General features: G+C 71.3%; 21 protein-coding genes. 9 read left to right on the forward strand and 12 right to left on the reverse strand.

All coding sequences use genetic code 11. The features are described from left to right. The first annotated feature begins 30 nt into the window (after positions 1–30). Positions 31–2,832 carry a DEAD/DEAH box helicase gene (locus tag BUS84_RS06920; RefSeq protein ID WP_074309768.1) on the forward strand — a complete coding sequence of 934 codons (2,802 nt, stop codon included), beginning with the start codon at positions 31–33 and terminating at the stop codon, positions 2,830–2,832. A 165-nt stretch (positions 2,833–2,997) separates the two neighbouring features. Further along, a complete protein-coding gene (locus tag BUS84_RS06925) occupies positions 2,998–3,882 on the forward strand; it encodes an MHYT domain-containing protein (protein ID WP_074309770.1) in 885 nt (294 codons plus the stop codon). 176 nt (positions 3,883–4,058) lie between these two features. Here the strand turns inward: BUS84_RS06925 and BUS84_RS06930 are convergent, their stop codons facing one another. After that, complete coding sequence (locus BUS84_RS06930; RefSeq protein WP_074309772.1) at positions 4,059–4,367, reverse strand: hypothetical protein; 309 nt, start codon at positions 4,365–4,367, stop codon at positions 4,059–4,061. Between the two features lie 114 nt (positions 4,368–4,481). On the opposite strand from BUS84_RS06930, the gene BUS84_RS06935 reads away from it, so the two are divergent. Further along, positions 4,482–4,856, forward strand: a complete 375-nt coding sequence (locus tag BUS84_RS06935; protein ID WP_074309774.1) for a PadR family transcriptional regulator — start codon at positions 4,482–4,484, stop codon at positions 4,854–4,856. Then, complete coding sequence (locus BUS84_RS06940; RefSeq protein WP_074309775.1) at positions 4,853–6,220, forward strand: permease prefix domain 1-containing protein; 1,368 nt, start codon at positions 4,853–4,855, stop codon at positions 6,218–6,220. Before BUS84_RS06935 ends, BUS84_RS06940 begins: the two co-directional genes overlap by 4 nt. An 88-nt stretch (positions 6,221–6,308) precedes the next feature. Here BUS84_RS06940 and BUS84_RS06945 read toward each other — a convergent pair whose 3' ends face one another. The 4 genes from BUS84_RS06945 to BUS84_RS06960 form a co-directional block, all read right to left on the reverse strand. Continuing rightward, positions 6,309–6,608, reverse strand: coding sequence for a BON domain-containing protein (locus BUS84_RS06945; protein ID WP_074309777.1), 300 nt, complete (start codon positions 6,606–6,608; stop codon positions 6,309–6,311). 90 nt (positions 6,609–6,698) lie between these two features. Further along, a complete protein-coding gene (locus tag BUS84_RS06950) occupies positions 6,699–6,974 on the reverse strand; it encodes a transglycosylase (protein WP_074309779.1) in 276 nt (91 codons plus the stop codon). A 52-nt stretch (positions 6,975–7,026) separates the two neighbouring features. Continuing rightward, positions 7,027–7,638, reverse strand: coding sequence for an STAS domain-containing protein (locus BUS84_RS36565; protein ID WP_084757265.1), 612 nt, complete (start codon positions 7,636–7,638; stop codon positions 7,027–7,029). Between the two features lie 155 nt (positions 7,639–7,793). Beyond that, positions 7,794–8,177, reverse strand: a complete 384-nt coding sequence (locus BUS84_RS06960) for an STAS domain-containing protein (protein ID WP_425293442.1) — start codon at positions 8,175–8,177, stop codon at positions 7,794–7,796. Positions 8,178–8,363: 186 nt separating this feature from the next. Here BUS84_RS06960 and BUS84_RS06965 point away from each other — a divergent pair, with 186 nt between their 5' ends. The 3 genes from BUS84_RS06965 to BUS84_RS06975 are packed head-to-tail and all read left to right on the forward strand — an operon-like array spanning position 8,364 to position 10,962. Then, positions 8,364–9,053 (forward strand): response regulator transcription factor, encoded by a 690-nt coding sequence (locus BUS84_RS06965; protein ID WP_074309783.1) that lies wholly within the window; start codon positions 8,364–8,366, stop codon positions 9,051–9,053. Next, the gene (locus tag BUS84_RS06970; RefSeq protein WP_074309785.1) at positions 9,050–10,405 is read left to right on the forward strand and encodes a sensor histidine kinase; all 1,356 of its coding nucleotides are present in this window, start codon (positions 9,050–9,052) and stop codon (positions 10,403–10,405) included. Before BUS84_RS06965 ends, BUS84_RS06970 begins: the two co-directional genes overlap by 4 nt. Further along, positions 10,402–10,962 (forward strand): GerMN domain-containing protein, encoded by a 561-nt coding sequence (locus BUS84_RS06975; RefSeq protein ID WP_074309787.1) that lies wholly within the window; start codon positions 10,402–10,404, stop codon positions 10,960–10,962. Before BUS84_RS06970 ends, BUS84_RS06975 begins: the two co-directional genes overlap by 4 nt. On the opposite strand, the gene BUS84_RS06980 is transcribed toward BUS84_RS06975, so the two are convergent. From BUS84_RS06980 to BUS84_RS07000, 5 genes are all read right to left on the reverse strand, one after another. Continuing rightward, complete coding sequence (locus BUS84_RS06980; protein WP_074312244.1) at positions 10,935–11,363, reverse strand: MerR family transcriptional regulator; 429 nt, start codon at positions 11,361–11,363, stop codon at positions 10,935–10,937. The genes BUS84_RS06975 and BUS84_RS06980 overlap by 28 nt on opposite strands. 62 nt (positions 11,364–11,425) lie before the next feature. Continuing rightward, the gene (locus tag BUS84_RS06985) at positions 11,426–12,925 is read right to left on the reverse strand and encodes a SulP family inorganic anion transporter (RefSeq protein WP_074309789.1); all 1,500 of its coding nucleotides are present in this window, start codon (positions 12,923–12,925) and stop codon (positions 11,426–11,428) included. A gap of 245 nt (positions 12,926–13,170) precedes the next feature. Next, complete coding sequence (locus BUS84_RS06990) at positions 13,171–14,421, reverse strand: MFS transporter (RefSeq protein WP_280175101.1); 1,251 nt, start codon at positions 14,419–14,421, stop codon at positions 13,171–13,173. A gap of 151 nt (positions 14,422–14,572) precedes the next feature. Further along, positions 14,573–15,154, reverse strand: coding sequence for an NAD-dependent epimerase/dehydratase family protein (locus BUS84_RS06995; RefSeq protein WP_074309791.1), 582 nt, complete (start codon positions 15,152–15,154; stop codon positions 14,573–14,575). An 82-nt stretch (positions 15,155–15,236) separates the two neighbouring features. Then, entirely contained in the window at positions 15,237–15,668 is a 432-nt protein-coding gene (locus BUS84_RS07000) for a nuclear transport factor 2 family protein (RefSeq protein WP_208869537.1), read from the reverse strand. Between the two features lie 92 nt (positions 15,669–15,760). Here BUS84_RS07000 and BUS84_RS07005 point away from each other — a divergent pair, with 92 nt between their 5' ends. Next, the gene (locus tag BUS84_RS07005) at positions 15,761–16,351 is read left to right on the forward strand and encodes a TetR/AcrR family transcriptional regulator (RefSeq protein ID WP_074309796.1); all 591 of its coding nucleotides are present in this window, start codon (positions 15,761–15,763) and stop codon (positions 16,349–16,351) included. 155 nt (positions 16,352–16,506) lie between these two features. Here the strand turns inward: BUS84_RS07005 and BUS84_RS07010 are convergent, their stop codons facing one another. Both BUS84_RS07010 and BUS84_RS07015 read right to left on the reverse strand, forming a co-directional pair. Beyond that, positions 16,507–17,169 (reverse strand): response regulator, encoded by a 663-nt coding sequence (locus BUS84_RS07010; RefSeq protein WP_074309798.1) that lies wholly within the window; start codon positions 17,167–17,169, stop codon positions 16,507–16,509. A gap of 76 nt (positions 17,170–17,245) precedes the next feature. Continuing rightward, positions 17,246–18,376 carry a sensor histidine kinase gene (locus tag BUS84_RS07015; RefSeq protein ID WP_074309800.1) on the reverse strand — a complete coding sequence of 377 codons (1,131 nt, stop codon included), beginning with the start codon at positions 18,374–18,376 and terminating at the stop codon, positions 17,246–17,248. Positions 18,377–18,519: 143 nt separating this feature from the next. On the opposite strand from BUS84_RS07015, the gene BUS84_RS07020 reads away from it, so the two are divergent. Beyond that, entirely contained in the window at positions 18,520–19,509 is a 990-nt protein-coding gene (locus BUS84_RS07020; protein WP_074309802.1) for a carboxymuconolactone decarboxylase family protein, read from the forward strand. Positions 19,510–19,512 lie beyond the last annotated feature (3 nt).

A 19,512-nucleotide genomic window follows, 5' to 3' on the forward strand; every position in this document is an offset into this window, starting at 1 on the left:
CGTGTCCCGGCACGCACTAATCTTGGTGACATGTCGAGCCCCGCCGAGCGGTACGCCGCGGCGCGCCGCCGGGCCGCGCAGGCCTCACAGTTCCCGGCGCTGGACGAGTTCGCCCTTGACCTGGGGTTCGATCTCGACGACTTCCAGCGGGAGGCGTGCCAGTCCCTGGAGCGGGGCAGCGGGGTGCTGGTCTGCGCCCCCACCGGCGCCGGCAAGACCGTGGTCGGCGAGTTCGCCGTACACCTGGCGCTGCGCGGGCGGCCCGGCGACCCGGCGGCGGCCGACGACCCGGCGGCACCGCCGACCCGGCGCAAGTGCTTCTACACCACACCGATCAAGGCGCTGTCCAACCAGAAGTACCACGACCTGGTCGCCCGGTACGGCGCCGAGCAGGTCGGCCTGCTCACCGGCGACAACGCCATCAACGGCGACGCGCCGGTGGTGGTGATGACCACCGAGGTGCTGCGCAACATGCTCTACGCGGGCTCCAGCACGCTGCAGGGGCTGGCCTACGTGGTGATGGACGAGGTGCACTACCTCGCCGACCGGTTCCGCGGCGGGGTGTGGGAAGAGGTGATCATCCACCTGCCTGCCTCGGTCACCCTGGTCTCGTTGTCGGCGACCGTCTCCAACGCCGAGGAGTTCGCCGACTGGCTGGTCACCGTGCGCGGCGAGACCGCGGTGGTGGTCAGCGAGCACCGGCCGGTGCCGCTGTGGCAGCACATGCTGGTCGGCAAGCGGATGTTCGACCTGTTCCACGACGCCGACGCCGCCCGCAAGCACGACGTCCACCCGGAGCTGCTGCGCTACACCCGCGACACCATGCGCCGCCTGGAGCTGGGCGAGGGCCGCAGCGCCGGGCCCGGCGCCGGCCGGCGGGGCCCGCGCTGGCGCGGCCCGATGCGCCCGGACATCGTCGACCGGCTGGACCGGGAGGGTCTGCTCCCGGCGATCCTGTTCATCTTCAGTCGGGCCGGCTGCGCCGCCGCGGTGCAGCAGTGCCTCGCCGCCGGGCTGCGGCTCACCTCGCCCGAGGAGCGGGCCGAGATCCGCCGCGTGGTCGAGTCCCGGGTGACCGCCATCCCCGGCGAGGACCTGTCGGTGCTGGGCTACTGGGAGTGGCTCGACGGGTTGGAGCGCGGCCTGGCCGCCCACCACGCCGGCATGCTCCCGGTTTTCAAGGAGATCGTCGAGGAGCTGTTCGTCCGAGGCCTGGTCAAGGCCGTCTTCGCCACCGAGACCCTCGCGCTGGGCATCAACATGCCGGCCCGCTGCGTGGTCCTGGAACGGCTGGTCAAATACAACGGCGAAGCGCACGTCGACCTGACCCCGGGGGAGTACACGCAGCTCACCGGGCGGGCCGGCCGGCGCGGCATCGACGTGGAGGGGCACGCCGTGGTGGTGTGGTCCCCGGAGACCGACCCGCGGCACGTCGCCGGGCTCGCCTCCACCCGCACCTACCCGCTGCGCTCCAGCTTCCGGCCCTCGTACAACATGGCGGTCAACCTCGTCGGCACGGTCGGCGCGGAGCCCGCCCGGGCCCTGCTGGAGTCCTCGTTCGCCCAGTTCCAGGCGGACCGGTCGGTGGTCGGCCTGGCCCGGCAGGTGCAGCGCAACACCGAGACCATCGAGGCGTACGGCGCGGAGGCCGCCTGCCACCACGGCGACTTCGACGAGTACTTCGCGCTGCGGGTGGCGATCGCCGACCGGGAGAAGGCCATCGCCCGGCAGGGGCAGACCCAGCGCAAGGCCGCCGCGGTGGCTTCGCTGGAGCGGCTGCGGGTCGGCGACGTGATCCGGGTGCCGGCGGGCCGGCGGGCCGGGCTGGCCGTGGTGCTGGACCCGGCGACCGGTGGCTTCGGCGAGCCCCGGCCGCTCGTGCTCACGCAGGACCGCTGGGCCGGGCGGGTCAGCCCGGGCGACTTCACCACCCCGGCCGAAGTGCTGGCCCGGATCCGGGTGCCCAAGCACTTCAACCACCGCTCGCCGGCCGCCCGGCGTGACCTCGCCGCCGAGGTCAGCGGCACCGGACTGGACCGGCACGGCGGCCGGCGGGGTGGGCGTTCCCGGCAGGTGACCGGCGAGGACCACCAGCTCACCCAGCTCCGCACCGAGCTACGTCACCACCCCTGCCACGCCTGCCCGGAGCGGGAGGAGCACGCCCGGTGGGCCGAGCGGCGCCGGCGTTTGGAGCGCGACACCGAGGAGCTGCGTGAGCGGGTCTCCGGCCGTACCGGGTCCCTCGCGCGGACATTCGACCGGATCGTGGCGCTGCTGACCGACCGGGGCTACCTCACCGGCGACGGCGCGGTCACCGACGCCGGTCGGATGCTCGGCCGGATCTGGACGGAAGCGGACCTGCTGGTCGCCGAGTGCCTGCGCCGGGGGGTGTGGGACGGGCTGTCGCCGGCCGAGCTGGCCGCCGCCGTGTCCGTGGTGGTCTTCGAGGCGCGCCGCGACGTCGACGAGCGGGCGTCGCTGCCGCGCGGACCGGTGGCCGACGCGGTCGACGAGACGCTGAAGCTGTGGGGCGAGATCGAGGCCGACGAGGCGGCGCGCGGGCTGACCGCGACCCGGGAGCCGGACCTCGGCTTCGCCTGGCCGGTCTACCGGTGGGCCCGTGGTGACGCGCTGGCCAAGGTGCTCGGCAGCGGTCACGAGATCGACGGTGAGATGCCGGCCGGCGACTTCGTCCGCTGGGCGCGCCAGGTGGTCGACCTGCTGGGTCAGCTGGCCGACTCCGGCGGCGCGTCACCGGACCTGCGCTCCACCGCCCGGCAGGCGATCGCGGCCATCAACAGAGGTGTGCTGGCGTATCACACCTCTGCCTGATCACTTTCGGTCACCGTCGTCGGCGAACCGACGCATCGGACGGTCACCGCGACAGCACCCCCCCCCGGATAGCCCGGGGGGTGCTGTCGCGCCTGTTCGGAGCACCCCTGATCATTGCCCCGGCGCTTCCTCTACGCGCCGGTAACGAACGGGGAGAAGGCCGCCATGGCGGAGATCAATCACTTTGAGTACGGGTGGATCACGCCCGCGCTGAGCTACGCGCTGTCCGTGCTCGGTTCGGTCCTCGGGCTGATCTGCGCCGGGCGTATCCGCACCGCCGGCACCGCCGGCCAGCGTGCGTGGTGGGGGTTGCTGGCCGCCTGGGCCCTCGGCGGCACCGCCATCTGGGCGATGCACTTCATGGCCATGCTCGGCTTCGCCGTCGCCGGCACCCGTATCCGGTACGACGTGCCGCTCACCGCGGCCAGCACGGCCATCGCCGTCGTGGCGGTCGGCATCGGCCTGGCCATCGTGGGCACCGGCCGGCTGAACCCGGTACGGCTGATCGCCGGCGGGATCTTCACCGGGGTTGGTGTGGCCGCCATGCACTACAGCGGGATGGCGGCGATGCGCCTGAACGGCAGCCTCGGCTACGACACGACCCGGGTCGCGCTCTCGGTGGCGATCGCTATCGTGGCGGCCACCGTCGCGCTGTGGCTCGCGATGACCGTCCGGCGGCCGCTGGCGATCTTCGCCTCCGCGCTGGTGATGGGCATTGCCGTGAACGGCATGCACTTCACCGGCATGAGCGCCCTCTCGGTGCACCAGCACGAGGAGCAGGGTGAGATCACCGGCACCGGGATGAGCACGCTCCTGGTGCCGATCGTGCTGGCGGTGATCTTCGGCGTGGTCGGTCTGCTCTACGCCCTGCTCGCCGCGCCGACCGACGACGACCGGGCCGCCGCCGCGTACCTGGACGGTCGGCGGGCCCCGGAGCCGGCCGCCGCGGCACCGGTCGTCGCCCCGGACCCGGTCGGGCTGCGCGCCCGCTCCACGCTCGGCCAGCCCGGCACCCCGTTCCCGTCCCGTCGGGAGACGCCACCCCGCTGACCGCGACCGGGCGGCGCGGAACGGGTCGACAGTGTGGGGGCCACCAGGGCGCGCGCCGAGATTCGGTGCACCGCCCTGGTGGCCCGCTGCTGTGGCTCAGCCGACGCGGGTCAGACCTGGGTCTGGTTCGGACACCACACGCCGGATCCGTAGTCCTTCAGCAGGTCGTCGCGGATTTAGCCGCCGACCCTGGCCTGCACGTTGGCGACGTAGGTCCACGTGTCGACCCCGTTGATGTCCAGCGCGTAGCAGTGGTAGTCGAGCGACTGGCTGGAGTACGAGACACCGGACTCCGCGCAGCGGGTGCTGGACCCGACGCGCATGTTGGCGGCCCCGGTGGTGTCGAGGTCCGGCGGAGCGCTTCGTCCGCAGCTCCAGTGCGCCGAGGCCTGCGTCGGAGCGGCGATCGCGCCAGCGAACGCGCCCGCGGCGACAACTGCGATCGCTGTTGCGACGGTGAAAGGTCGGAGAGCTTCTCTGGTCACGCTTCCTCCGATCGCTCTGCGTAATGACCGGGTGCGACGGTGATGGCGATTCTGATTGCGCGGGCTTCATGCCTAGAACTACTATGCATTGCAGATCTAGGTATAGGTGGTCCCATGCACATCACCAAGGACCTCGTGGCGGCCTCGGCGACACCACTCGTGCTGGGGATCCTCGCCGAGGGCGAGAGCTACGGCTACGCGATCCTCAAGCAGGTCAACGACCTCTCGGGCGGGCAACTGGAGTGGACCGACGGCCTGCTCTACCCACTGCTGCACCGCCTGGAGCGGCTCGGCCACGTCGAGTCGGCCTGGGAGACCCCGGCGGGAGGGCGACGCCGGAAGTACTACCGCATCACCGACCAGGGCCGGGCCGAGCTCGCCGAGCAGCGCCGCCAGTGGGCCGCCGTCGTCGACGCCCTGTGGGGCGTCTGGAGCACGACACAGTCCATCAAGCCGATCGCGGTACCGGCATGGGGGTCGGGACTATGACCGTCGACAACGATCTGGAGGGCCAGATCGCCGAGTGGCGGGCCTACATCCACCGCCGCCGGGAGCTGCACCACACCGATGCCGAGGAGCTGGAGGACCACCTTCGCAGCCGGATCGCCGAGCTGACCGAGGCCGGCCTGCGGGCCGACGAATCTTTCCTCATCGCTGTCAAGCGCATGGGCAGCCTCGATGACCTGTCGCGGGAGTTCGCCCGCGAGCACTCCGAGCGCCTATGGAAACAACTCGTGCTGCCCGGCGAGCCGGACGCGCCCACCGCCGCCCGCTCCCGTCGCGAGTTGCCCGTCATGGTGCTCTGTGCGGCCGTCGCGGCGCTCGCGATCAAGGTGCCGTCCTGGTTCGGGCTCGACCTGTCCGGGGACGACGACGCCGGCTTCTACGCGCGAAATGCCAGCCTCTTCGCGCTGCCGGCCCTTGCGGCGTACTTCGCCTGGCACCGCCGCGTCGGTCCTCGCGTCATCGGGGCGCTCGCGTTGCTGTTCGTTCTCGGCGCGGTCGCCGCGAACGCGTACCCGCTGGCCGACGGCTCGCAGACCATGGTGCTCACCGCGATCCACCTGCCGTTGGCGCTGTGGCTGGTTGTCGGCGTCGCCTACGCGGGCGGCGACTGGCGATCAGACCGGCGGCGAATGGACTTCATCCGGTTCACCGGGGAGTGGCTGATCTACTTCGTCCTCATCGGACTCGGTGGGGGCGTGCTCACGGGCTTCACGGTGAACGCCTTCGCAGCCATCGGCCTGGACGCGGAGGGATTCGTCCAATCGTGGCTGCTGCCGTGCGGCGCCATGGCCGCGGTCATCGTGTCGGCATGGCTGGTGGAGGCCAAGCAGAGCGTCATTGAGAACATGGCGCCGGTACTGACCCGGGTCTTCACGCCGCTCTTCACGGCCGCCCTGCTGGCCTTCCTGGTCGCCGTCGTCTGGACCACCAACGGCATCGACGTCGAGCGCGACGCGCTCATCCTCTTCGACCTGCTGCTCGTCCTCGTGCTGGGCATGCTGTTGTACGCCATCTCCGCCCGCGACCTGACGGCCCGACCCGGCCTCTTCGACCGCTTGCAGCTCGCGCTCGTCGTCAGCGCTCTGATCATTGACGTCCTGGTGCTGGCGGCGATCACGGGCCGGATCACCGAATGGGGCTTCAGCCCCAACAAGACCGCGGCACTGGGCGAGAACCTCGTCCTGCTCGCCAACCTGGCGTGGTCGGCATGGCTGTACCTCGGCTTCGTGCGTGGCCGCATGCCCTTCGCCCGCCTGGAACGGTGGCAGACCCGTTACGTGATCGTGTACGCCGGGTGGGCCTGGGCGGTCGTCCTCGCCTTCCCGCCCCTGTTCGGCTTCGCCTGAGCGGCAGACGCGGCTGTGCCCCCGTGGCTGCGGTCCCACCGCCCCGGTTCACGCGGGTCGAGGCGTCACGGCGGGTGGTGATCCTCGGTCACCGCCGGCTACGCCGCTGACCGCTGAGCCGCAGTGTGTTGCAGACGTCGAAGACACCGGGCACGTCGTAGGCGAGTTCCGCGGCGACCTGCCGCGTCTCCGAGTCGCTCACCACGCCGGTGAGGATGACGACCCGGTTCTGTACGCAGACGCTGATCTGCTGGCGCCGTGTCGTCCAGTCGACGCTCAGCCGCTGCGCGACCAGCGCCTCGATCCGCACGTCCTCGCGGTCCTGCTCGAACTGGTTCGAGGCGTCGGCGAACCAGTTCTCGTCGGGTAGTGGCCAGGGCATGTACACGTGAGCTCCTTGATCGTGGGCGGGCCAGGTCCGGAGTGCTGGCCGTGCTGCCGGATGGCCTTCCGGTGCCGGCGCTGTCTCGTCTCGGATTCACGTGGAGTCGGAGCGTTCTGAGCTGGCGGTGGCGACGACCAGCACCACGGCGATGCCGGCGAGACCGACCTCGATGATCACGGCCAGGAGGTTGAGGGCGTGGGTGTCGACGCCCGCGAGACGGGCGACGATGGTGCCGGCCAGCGCCGCGACGACCCCGACGGCCACGGTCAGCCACATCGGGGCCTCCCGACGTCCTGGGATGATGAGCCTGCCGAGCAGGCCGATGGTGACGCCGACGAGGAGCGCGGTGACGAGGCCGGTGATGGTCATGCGCTCTCCTCAGGTGTCGGTTGTCGCTGCCGGTGACGAGGGTCGGCGTCGATCAGGATCGGGCGGCCGTCGCAGTGGAGGCCGTGTGGCCGGACACCGGGCCCTGGGACAGTTGGGCGAGGGCCTCGTCGCGGCTCTCGAAGACAGGGAAGGCCCGGTCCAGACGCATGGTGTGCAGGACGGTGCGGACGAACCGCGACGGCGCGGCCAGGCACAGCGTGACGCCGCGGTCGCGGGCCTCGCGGTGGGCGCGGACGAGCAGACCGAGGTCGATGGAGTCGATGAGGTGCACTCGGGTCAGGTCGACCACGAGGTGTCCTTCCACCTCGGCCGCGTGACGCAGGGCGGCGCGCAGGCTGTCACCGGTGTCGAGATCGACGTCACCGGTGGCGGCGACGGTCAGGTCGTCGAGATGGTCGATGCCGAGGATGCCGCCGGGACCGTGGTTGTCGTACGACGCGTGACCGCCACCAGGGATCGGCAGCAGGCTGCAGTGCGGGCAGCGGTGCGGGCCGGTGGCGAACGGGGAGCCACTCCAGCCGTGTTCGGACACCAGGGTCCAGACGACCTCGGCGTCGGGGAGCACACACGCGGTGGCCCTGATGGAGTCGCCGCAGGTGTCGCAGATCAGTGTCATCAGGTGATCGTCCGGGACGACGGTCATTCTGCTGGTCCTTCCTGGGCCCGCGTCCGTCGGTTCGGCGGGCACGGCTTTCGGGGTGGGGCTGCGGCGGTGGTCCGGCTCCCGCGCTCGACGTGTCAGGCGCCGGCGCGGCGGTCCCGCCCGGTGGTGGCCAGGACGACGACCTGGCGGGCTCGTCACTGAGAGGTGGCCACGGATGCTCGGCCATGGGCGACCAGAGCCGGCTGCGCCGAGGCGGGTTCTTGTCCCGTCGCCGGAGTGCCTGGCGCTGACGACGGGGGATCGGTGACGATCGGCAGGACCTGGTCCAGACGGGCAGTGTGCAGGATCCGCCGGATGCGGGGGTTCGGGTTGCGGATGGTGAGGACCCCGGCGGTACGGGCCAGCCGCCGGTGCACCTCGAGCAGCAGGCCGATGGCAGCGGCATCGATGTGCCGGCACCTGGACAGGTCGACCACGACCTGCGCGGGATCCAAGGCAAGCAACCGGTCGAACACGGCTCCGGCCGCCGGCAGGCAGGCCCGGTCGAGTTCGGTGACGCGTACCTCGACCAGCGGCAACGTGCACGGCGTAGGTGCTGGTGGTCCTGTCACGGGCGTACCCCTTCCCTTTCCGGACCGGTCGCTTACGACCGTGCCGTGCCGGCTTGGCGGTCACCACGCGGATCTATGACAGTTGCGTGACAAATCCGCCAGCCGGCCGGCACGGTTGGCCGCGTGGTCGGTGGCCTGGGGATGATGCCGGGTATGACGGCCGTACTGGTGATCGAGGACGACGACCGTATCCGCCTGGCGCTGCTGCTCGCACTCGAGGACGAGGGCTACGACGCTGTGGGCGCGGCCACGGCTGAGGAGGGCCTGCGCGTCCAGCGCCGCAATCCGGCGGACTACGTGTTGGTGGACCTGATGCTGCCCGGCATCGACGGCTTTGAGTGCATCCGGCACCTGCGCCGTGACGACGACGTGCCGGTCGTGGTGGTCAGCGCCCGCGACGACACCCACGACATCGTCGCCGCCCTCGAAGCTGGGGCCGACGACTACGTCGTCAAGCCGGTGGCGATCAAGGAACTGACCGCCCGGCTGCGCGCCCTGCGCCGCCGCGCCCGTGCCGGCGTCGCGGGATCGGCGCCGGAGCCCGTGCCCGTGCTCGCATTCGGCGAGCTGGAGATCAGCCCCGATGGGGGAGAGGTACGCCGCGCCGGCCAGCCCGTACCGGTCACGCGCACCGAGTTCCGGCTGCTGTGCGAGCTGGCCGAACACGCCGGCCGGGTGCTGTCCCGCCAGCAGCTGCTGCAACGGGTCTGGGGCTACGACAGCGGTGACGAGAGGCTGGTCGACGTGCATGTCGGCCGGCTGCGGCAGAAGATCGAGTCGGACCCGGCGACCCCCCGGCACCTGGTCACGCTGCGGGGCCTGGGCTACAAGCTGCAGCGATGAGACGCCTCGGACTGCGCACCCGGGTCACCGCCGCGTTCGCCATCGGAGCGCTCCTGCTCGCCGCGTCGATGGCCCTGGTGTCGTACGAGCTGACCCGTCGCTCCCTCATGGACGAGCGGGAACGCACCGCCCTGCGCGCCGCCTACTTCGACGCCGCCGTCGTCCGTGCCGGGCTGGACACCGATACCCCCGACGTGGTGGAGGTGCTTCGGTCGCTGGACACGGGCGGCAGCCGGCGGCCCGTGCTGCATCTGGACGGCGAGTGGTACGCCCGGACCGCCGACCCCGGCACCACCACCGCCATACCCACCGCCCTGCGACGGGCCGTCGCCTCCGGGGAGCCGGCGGTGCAGCGCGTACGCGTCGACGGTCAACCCGCCCTGGTGGTCGGGGTGCCCCTGTCCGCGACGGCGACGTACTTCGAGGTCAACTCTCTGCGCGAGCTGGAGCAGACGTTCCAGGTCCTGTCACTCGCGTTGACCACCGTCGCGATCATGGTCGCCGGATCCGGCGCGGCCCTCGGCTGGTACGCGACCCGGCACGGGCTGCGCCCCTTGACGGCCGTCGCCGACGCCGCCGAGAAGATCGCCGCCGGCGACTTCACCGCCCGCCTCGACCCGGCCACCGACCCCGACCTGACGCGTCTGTCCTCCTCGTTCAACCAGATGGTCGACCAGCTCGCCCATCGCATCGAGCGGGACCGCCGCTTCGCCGCCGACGTCAGTCACGAACTGCGCTCACCTCTGCAGACCCTCGCCGCGGCGGCCAGCGTCCTGGCGCGTCGCCGGGAGCACCAGGACGAACGAACCGCCATCGCCGCCGGGCTCGTCGCCGACGAGATCAACCGGTTCCAACGGCTCGTCAACGACCTGATCGACCTGGCTCGGAGCGACCAGCCAGCCCATCGGGGCCCCGTGGACGTGGTGGGGCTGGCCCGGGATGCCTGCCGTGCTCTCGACCTGCCGGCCTCGCTCGTCCACCTCGCGGCGGACGCACCGGCGACGTGGCGGGTCGAGCGGCGGCGTATCGCGCAGATCCTGGCCAACCTGCTCGACAACGCCGTGACCTACGGGGGCGGCCCCGCGAGCGTCCGGTTGAGCCGCGACGGTGACGTCGGCGTCATCGAGGTCGAGGACGACGGCCCGGGTGTGTCCATCGAGGACCGGGAGGCGATTTTCGACCGCTTCGTCCGGGGGCGAGCCGCCCACACGCGCGGCGCCGGCGACGGCACCGGTCTCGGACTCGCGCTGGTCGCCCAGCACGCGGCGGCGCACCGCGGGCACGCCACCGTCACCGACCGCCCCGGCGGAGGCGCCCGCTTCCGCGTCACCCTGCCGGAGAGCCTGCCATGAACCACCGCCACGTCGCCCCACTGGCACTCGTCGCGTTGCTGACCGGCTGCGGCGTGCCCACCGACGACACCCCCCGAACGGTGGTGCCCCCGTGGGGGGTCCGCAGCGCTGCCCCCGTCGACACCACGGCACCGGCCGGCCGTGCGGACGAGACGCTCTGCCTCGTCCGCGACAACCGCATCGTCTCGGTGGTCCGGCACGTCGACCGCCCACCCACGGTCGAGGATCACCTGCGGCATCTACTCGCCGGGCCAGGTACGGCCGAACGCGACAGCGACCTGACCAGCGCGCTGCCGGGAGCGGTCGACGCCACCGGTGCGACAGCGACCGGCACGCAGGCCCGCGTCGCGGTCGACGAACCCGACGACGACGCTGGCCGCAGCGACGAGGTCCTCGCCTTCGGGCAGATCGTCTGCACTCTCACCAGTCGCGACGATGTCACCACCGTGGTGTTCCTGCGCGACGGCAGGCCACTCGCCGTGCCCCGCGCCGACGGTCTGCTGTCCGAACAACCGCTCACCCGCGCCGACTACGCCCCGCTCATCACCCCAGATTGACCAGGCTGAGCCGGACCCGCGCAGTGGCCGCTGTGGTGGTCGAGCTTGCCGCAGAGCGTCCCGGCGAAGGCCTCGGCCATGGCGAGCTGGTCGCGCAGTGCGGTGACGCGGGCGGTGGCGGCGGTCTCGAACATGGCGAGGCGGTCGAGCAGGGCGGCGCGGTCGGCGCCGGTGGCGGTGTCGAGCGCATCGAGGACGGTGAGCAGGTCCCGCATCTCGTCGAGGGTGAACCCGAGGGGCTTCATCCGCTTGACCACGGCGAGCCGGCTGAGGTCAGGCTCGGTGTAGAGGCGGAAGCCGCCCTCGCTGCGCGCGGAGGGGACGATCAGGCCGACTTCCTCGTAGTGGCGGATGGTCCGAATGCTCAACCCGATCCGCTCGGCTGCTTCCCCGATCTGCATCAGGCGGCAGGTAGCCGGGGCGGAGGTGTGCTCCGGCCCGTTCTCCCGGCTGGTGGTGACCATCAGTGGCCAACGCCGAGCTGGCCGGTGAGGGTGTCGTGGATGCGGGCGCTGGGCTTGTTCAGCTCGACGATCTCGACGGTCTTGCCGCGGGTGGCGTACCTGCTGGTGATCGCGTCGAGGGCGGCGACGGACGAGGCATCCCAGACGTGGGCGCGGCTCATGTCGATGACCACGTGCCCGGGGTCGTTCGCGTAGTCGAACTGGCCGACCAGGTCGTTGCTGGAGGCGAAGAACAGCTCACCGTGCACGGAGTAGATCCGGGTGGTGCCGTCCGGGTCGAGGACGCTGGTGACCTCGACCAGGTGGGCGACCCGGCGAGCGAAGATGACCATGGCGGTGAGCACACCGACGACGACGCCGACGGCAAGGTTGTGGGTGGCCAGGGTGGTGGCCACGGTGGCCACCATGACGACAGTTTCGCCGTACGGCATCCGCTTCAACGTCTTCGGCGCGACCGAGTGCCAGTCGAACGTCGACACTGCCACGATGATCATCACGGCGACCAGGGCGACCATCGGAATGACCGCGACCACGTCGCCGAGCGCCACGACCAGGACCAGCAGGAACACGCCGGCCAGGAACGTCGACAGCCGGGTACGGGCGCCGGACGCCTTCACGTTGATCATTGTCTGGCCGATCATGGCGCAGCCACCCATGCCGCCGAAGAAGCCGGTGACCATGTTGGCGACGCCCTGGCCCCAGGACTCACGCGTCTTGTTGGACCGGGTGTCGGTGATGTCGTCGACCAGCTTGGCGGTCATCAGCGACTCCATCAGCCCGACCAGCGCGATCCCCACGGCGTAGGGGGCGATCAGGGTGAGGGTGTGGAGGGTCCACGGAATCTGCGGCAGGCCGAGGGTGGGCAGGCTGTCCGGCAGGGCACCCTCGTCACCGACCGTCGGTACGGCAACCCCGGCGAACACAGTGACCACCGTCAGCACCACGATCGCGACCAGCGGCGCCGGGACGGCCCTGGTGAGTCGCGGCAGGCCGACCATGATCGCCAAGGCCGCCGCGACGAGTGGATAGACCAGCCACGGCACGCCGAGCAGGTGCGGCACCTGGGCAGCGAAGATCAGAATCGCCAGGGCGTTGACGAACCCGACCATGACGCTGCGGGGAATGAAGCGCATCAGCTTCGCCACGCCGAGCACCGCGAGCAGGACCTGGATCGCACCGCCGAGGATCACCGCCGCGATCAGGTAGTCCAGGCCGTGCGCCTTGACCAGGGGTGCGACCACGAGCGCGATGGCGCCGGTGGCTGCCGAGATCATCGCCGGCCGGCCGCCACAGATCGCGATGGTGACCGCCATCGTGAACGAGGCGAACAGCCCCACCCGAGGGTCGACCCCGGCCAGGATCGAGAAGGAGATCGCCTCCGGGATCAGCGCCAGGGCGACGACCAGGCCGGCGAGGACCTCGGTGCGGAACACCTTCGGCGACAGCCAGGACGGGCGGGACAGGCGCGTACGGGAAACTGCGGACAGCACGGAAGACATACGGCCATTTCCACTCAGGGCACGCCGGACGGGCGCGCACAGCCGGTGTCCTGGGTCGGACACCGGCAGCTACTCACGGATCAGCGACGGCCGGCTCGCATCCGGCCCCTGGGCCTCATCGCCCAGGACGCAACAGTTCGCCGAAGGGGTTGCCCACCCTCGACGACCGGCGACGACGCTACTCTTCCGTAACGGGAGAGTTCGCCGGAGGTGGTGATCATCACCTCCGCCCCGGGCTGCCTTGTTCAGTTGCCTGCGGTGCGTCCCGAGTCCGCGGCGCCGCGTCTGATGCGGGTCTGGGCGACGAGGCTGACGAGCGCGAGGAGCACGGTCAGCGCGGTGCAGCAGACGACTGCCGGCACCTCGCCGATCGGGCCGGCGAGCTGCCCCTCGATGACGATGGGTAGCCCGAAGGCGACGTACGACACGACGTAGATTCCGCCGACGGCTCCGGCGCGCTGGTGCGCCGCGAGCGGGATGATGAGGCGCAGGGCTGCGGTGAAGGACGCGCCGAAGCCGACACCGGCGAGTGCCTGCCCGATGATCATGACGGCCAGGCTTTCGACGAACACGCCGCCGATGATGCCGATGGCCCCGACGAGGGACGCGTAGATACCGATGGTCATCGCCCGCCGAGGATCGACGCGGGCGAAGGTCAGTCCGACGACGGTCGATACGGCCGGCGCGATGAACCCGGCCACGCCGTTGAGCAGGCCGCTGTCCAGATGGAAGACGCTGCGAACCATGCTCGGGGCCAGCCCGCCGGAGAGACCTGCGAGCATCCAGACGGCGGCGACCACGGGTGCCGCGGCGGCGAATTCCGCTCGAGCGGCGGGCGGGATGGCGACGCGCGGAACCATCGAGCGCAGCGCACCCGAGGTCCGCGGCGTGGTTTCCGGAGACAGGGCGATGACGACGGCGCCGAGAATCGTGAGGACGACGAGGACGGCGAAGACGATGGAGTTCGCCGCGGGCGTGAGCTGGATGGCGAGGCCCGCCAGCAGGGAGCCGACACTCAGCCCGCCGGTCAGGCCGACACTGCCGAGGATCGTGCCCAGTCTCTTCCTGTTCGGCGGGGCGAGCTCGACGAGCGCCGCGGTGAAGGCGGCCGTCGCCGCGCCGCTGGCCACCCCTTGCACGATGCGGCCGGCGATCACCCACTCGATGTTGGGGGCGACGAGAAACAGCACGTTCGACGCGAGCTGGACGACCAGAGCGCCGATGAGCACCGGGCGCCGGCCGACATGGTCAGACAGCGACCCCAACGTGAGGACGGCGGCGAGGAAGCCGATCGCGTAGACCGCGAACGCCAGCGTGAGCAGCGACGGGGCGAACTCCCACTGCTGCCGATAGACCACCAGCAGGGGCGTCAGCACGCCTGCCGCGAGATACACGCTCGTGAACGCGAGCGCCGTACCCGTGAGCGCCAGTCCGGCCGGGAGAGTGCGCCGCCGGCGGGCCGTGGGCGCGTCGATGGTTGCCTGAGATGAGGACACAGCTGCTCCAGGTAGCGGCCACGCGCGCGAATGCGGCGGCCAAGGAATGGGTGGTGGTGAGGCGGATCCGCCGCCGAGCCGGGCTGTCGTCAGCCGGAATCTCGTTGTCCCGAACGGGACTCAGCGCGGCTCAACGGCCGGATCGCGGTCGTTAGTCGGTGATGACGACGACGCCCGACGGCGCATCCAGCAGTTCCACCGTGCGCTCGGCGGCACGGTCGATCTGGACGCGAGGCTCGGCGGGGATCTGCTGCTCGTTGTAGGTGCCGGGCCCGTAGAACTGTCCGTAGCTGAGCACGACGCCGCCAGCGGCGAGAACGGAACGCTCCAGCTCGGCGACAGCCAGGGCGTCGGGTCCGTCCGGCAACTGCCAGGCGACGGTCTGGGCCAGGATCTTCGGCGATCCGCTCTGCCGTGCCGCCTCGATCAGGTTCTGGTTACCCTCGGTCCGGATCCGGGCGTTCAGCTCCGCATGATCGCCGATCTTCTCCACCTCGTCCGGCAGATCGGTCAGCTCGTTCAGGATGACGTCCGGTCCGAAGTCACGAACGGCCTGGATCAGGGCGGCCCGGTCGAAGACGTCACACAGGATCGGCTCGGCACCGAGCTGCGCCAGCAACTCCATCTTGCTGGACGAGCGCGTCATGCCACCCACCACGTGCCCCGCCTGAACCAGCCGGGGAATGAGCCGCTGCCCGATGACGCCGGACGCGCCGGCAAGAAATACCCTCATGATCTTTTCCCAACTATGTGATTGCGCGGTTTCAGGAATGTGACGCCGTTCCCTGCCACCTCGGCGGCCGGAGGCCCACTGGTCAGATCGAGGACGACCGGGAGACCAGGTGGGTGTCCTCGTACAGGTGCAAGCGCACGATCTTCGCTTCCTCGATGGTCAGATGCATGATCATCGGGGTGGTGAAGCGCTTGCCGCTGCGGGCGAAGGTGTGTGTGGCAGTGGCGACGATGACCGCGTCAGTGCCCTCCACCACGATCCGGTCCACCGCGTACTCACTCTGGCCACGACGGAACGCCGAGCCCATCGTCGTGAAGAACGCCGGCACCTCGGAGGCGCGGGTACGCGGTCCGGTCCAGGGCAGCTCAGCGTCGCCCGGCACGTACCAGTCGATGGTGTCGGCGAAGACGTCCGCGATGCGATCCGGGTCGCCCCCGCCGAGAAGCTGGAGAAAGGCCTCGGCCGTACGGCGGGTGTCGCCCGGTTCGGTGGTCTCTTTGATCATGTTTGACATGGCGCACCTTCGACGTGACCCGAGTTCTTGACCGACCGGTCCACCATACGTCAGTGATGGACCGGTCGGTCAAGAATTGCTATGCTGGTCACATGGCACGACCGCGGAAGTTCGACGAGGAGCAGGTGCTCCGCGCCGTCCGGGACCAGTTCTGGGACGCCGGCTACGCGGCGACCTCGCTCGAGGACCTCATGCGCGTCAGCGGGCTGGGCAAGGGCAGCCTCTACGGCGCCTTCGGCGACAAGCGCCAGCTCTTCCTCCGGGCGCTGCGCAGCTACAACGAGACCAGCTGCGGCTATCTACGGGACATGCTCTCGTCCACGCCCCGCGCTCTGGACGCCCTGCGGGCGTTCCTGGCCGCACCGGTGAACGACCCGGGCGGAGCCGCCGCCCGGCGCGGCTGCCTCATGGCGAACAGCACCTACGAGCTCGCCACCACCGACCCCGACGTTCTGGCCGAGGCGAGGCGCACCTACGAGACGACCACCAGCCTGGTCGCCGAGTGCGTCGCGCGGGCCCAGGACGAAGGTGACATGCCGGGCGATGCCGACCCGATCGAGACGGCACGCGCACTGCTCGTCGCGCAGCAGGGGCTCGTGTTCATGGGCCGCACCGGACTGGACATCGACAAACTCACGGTGACGGCGCACACCCTCACCGCCCAGCTCCTGCCGGGCGCCTGAGATTCCGGGGCGCCGGCCGGGATTTACCGGTCGGGCGTTGTAGCCGCCGTGGGCGTCCAGCACCGCGCCCGTGACGTCCGATGCGGCGGGTTCGCCAGGAAGGCATCGCGCCCGAGGTCCCGCGCCATGCCCAAGGCGTACCGCTCGAACCCATGTCAGCGGCGACGCGGCGTGACCAGTCCCGACTCGTACGCCCACACGACCAGCTGGGCGCGGTCGCGGCAGTGCAGCTTCGTCATCGCCCGGTTGACGTGTGTCTTGGCGGTCAGCGGACTGATCACCATGCCCGAGGCGATCTCGTCGTTGCTGAGCCCCCGGGCGACGAGCTCTACGATCTCCTGTTCGCGGGCGGTCAGCACGTCGCGTCCGGCCGCCGGCTCGGCCGGTGGTGGGCCGGCCACGAACTCGCTGATGAGCGTACGGGTGACAGTCGGGGCGAGCAGCGCGTCGCCGCGAGCCACGACGGCGACGGCCTGCAGCAGGTCGGCGGGGTCGGCGTCCTTGAGCAGGAACCCGCTGGCGCCCGCGCGGAGTGCGGCGAACACGTAGGAGTCGAGCCCGTAGTTGGTGAGCATGAGGACGCGGACCGCGGCGAGGTCCGGATCGGCGGCGATGCGCCGGGTGGCTCCGATGCCGTCGAGTCCGGGCATCTGCACGTCCATCAGCACGACGTCCGGCCGCAGGCTTCGCGCCAGGTGGACCGCCGATGTGCCGTCGGCCGCCTCGCCGACGACCTCCAGGTCGTCCTCGGCGTCGAGCAACGCGCGGAATCCGGCGCGCATCAGCGCCTGGTCGTCGGCGAGCAGGACCCGGATCATGCCAACTCCTCCCTCCGGTCGGAGCCGCCACGATCCGTGGCGGACTGAGCTGGTCGGACCTCGCGCAAGCGCTCGGTCATGTTGGACCGTCCAGGGGGAACGTGGCCCGTACCGCGAAACCGCCGTCGTCGCGCGCGGCGGCCCGCAGGGTGCCGCCCAGTCCGGTCACCCGTTCCCGCATGCCGCGCAGGCCCACGCCCGGTGTGATCGGCCGGACCGGCGACGCCGAGCCGTCATCGGCCACCGAGACGGTCAGCTGCGCCGGGGCGTACTCGATGTGGATCTGCGCGGTGGCGGGGCCGGCGTGGCGGGCCACGTTGGTCAGGGCCTCCTGGACGACGCGGTACCCGGCCTGGTCGACCTCGGCGGGCAGGTCCCGGGGCTGACCGGTGACGGTCACCTGCACCGGTACGCCGGCCGCCCGGGTCCGCTCGGCGAGCTCCTCCACCCGGGCCAGCCCGACGGGGTCTCCGTCGGTGGGTGAGCGCAGGACGTCCAGCGTGGTGCGCAGTTCCCGCATTGCGGCGCTGCTGGCCTCCTGGATCGCCAGCAGCGTGGCCGACGGTTCCTCGCCTTTTTTGCGGGCCAGGTGCACGGCGATCCCGGCCTGCACCTTGATCACCGAGATGCTGTGGGTCAGCGAGTCGTGCAGGTCCCGGGCGATGCGCAGGCGCTCCTCCCCGGCGCGACGCAACGCCATCTCCTCGCGGGTGCGTTCGGCCTCGAACGCCCGCTGCTCGACCTGCTCCAGATACGCCCGGCGCTGCCGCGCGACCAGCCCGGCGACGTTGGCCGCCACGAACCAGCCCAGCAGCAGGGACGTCCGCTCGACGATCAGCTGGCCCGGCCGGTCGGCGGGCGCGACCGAGATGTCGCGGGCCAGGAAGCCCCCGAGGAAGACGAGGCTGGCCAGGGCGGCGGCCGCACGGTGCCCCCGCCAGGCGGTGACGTAGACCGCGCCGAGGACGGGGAACGCGGCGGACACCCCGGGGTGCACCCGCACGTGGAGGGCCAGCATGGCGCCGCTCACCGCGACCAACGCCACCACCGGATAGCGTCGGCACGCCGCCAGGGCCACCGCCATGGCCAGGATCAGGCCGACGTCGACCGCCCGCACCGGTGCGGCGTCCGGCGCGAGCGCGGAGTTGGCGAGCAGGAGGACGCCGAGGGCGAGGCCGCCGAGGGCGTACGGCAGGTCACGGCGCATGATCGAACTGTAGAACGGTCGTTCGCGGGGAACATCCCCCGTTCGCGGTAGATAGGGTGTACCGCGGACGCGGTATCGGCGGGTGGCCAAGTGTCTGCGGCGGCACGACGCTTTCCGGGCCCGCCGCGGCAAGCATCGAGCCCATGACATACCGCTTCTTCACCCCCGCTCCCGCGAAGTCGGCGACCGGGCTCACCGCGGCGGTCTACCGGCAGCTACGGGACGAGTTCCTCGGGCCGGTGCCCACCTTCCAGGCGCTCTCGGTCGTGCCGGAGTTGCTGGCCGCGACCTGGGCGCTGATACGCGAGGCCCTGCTCGCCGGGGACGCGTCCCGGGTCGAACGCGAACTCGTCGCGTCGGCGGTGTCCCGGGCCAACCGCTGCCGGTTCTGCGTCGACGCCCACGTGATGCTGCTGCACGCGCTCAGCGAGCACGAGCTGGCCGAGGTCATCGCACGGGGCGGGACGCCGGCGGAGCCGAGGCACGCCGAACTCGCCGCCTGGGCCGAGGCCAGCCGCAGCCCGAAAGCCGCCGCCTGGACCAGCCCGTACGGCCCGGAGCTCACCGGCACCCTGCTCGCCTTCCACTTCATCAACCGGGGTGTCTCGGCGCTGCTCGACCCGGATCTGCTGCCCGGTGGCCTGCAGCGCTCCCCGGTGGTGCGGTCGGTCGGGGGCCGGCTCTACGCCAGGACGGCGCGGGAGCGGAAGGAGCCCGGTCTCAGCCTCCCGCTCCTCGAGGCCGGCACGACGGTCCCGCCGGCCTGGGCCGGGGACAGCCCGGTCGGCACTGCGTACGCGGCGTTGCGGAACGCGGCCCTGCGCGGCGGAGACCTGCTGGGCGACGTGGCGCGCCAGACCGTCTCGGCCACGGTGCGCTGGGAGGACGGACGGCACCCGGCTCGGCCCTCGGACTGGGCCGTCGACCTGGTCCGGGACGTCCCGGGCGCGGATCGGGTGGGAACACGCATCGCGCTGCTGGCGGCGTTCGCGCCCAGCGCGGTCACCGTCGGCGACGTCGCCCTCTGGCGGCTGTCCCATCCGGACGACGCCGACCTCGTACGGCTGGTCGCGTACGGGGCGATCACGGCCACCGATCACGTCGCCCAGGCACTGGCCTCGGCTCACCTCTAGGAG

It is taken from the genome of Micromonospora cremea (assembly GCF_900143515.1).
Taxonomy (GTDB): Bacteria; Actinomycetota; Actinomycetes; order Mycobacteriales; family Micromonosporaceae; genus Micromonospora; species Micromonospora cremea.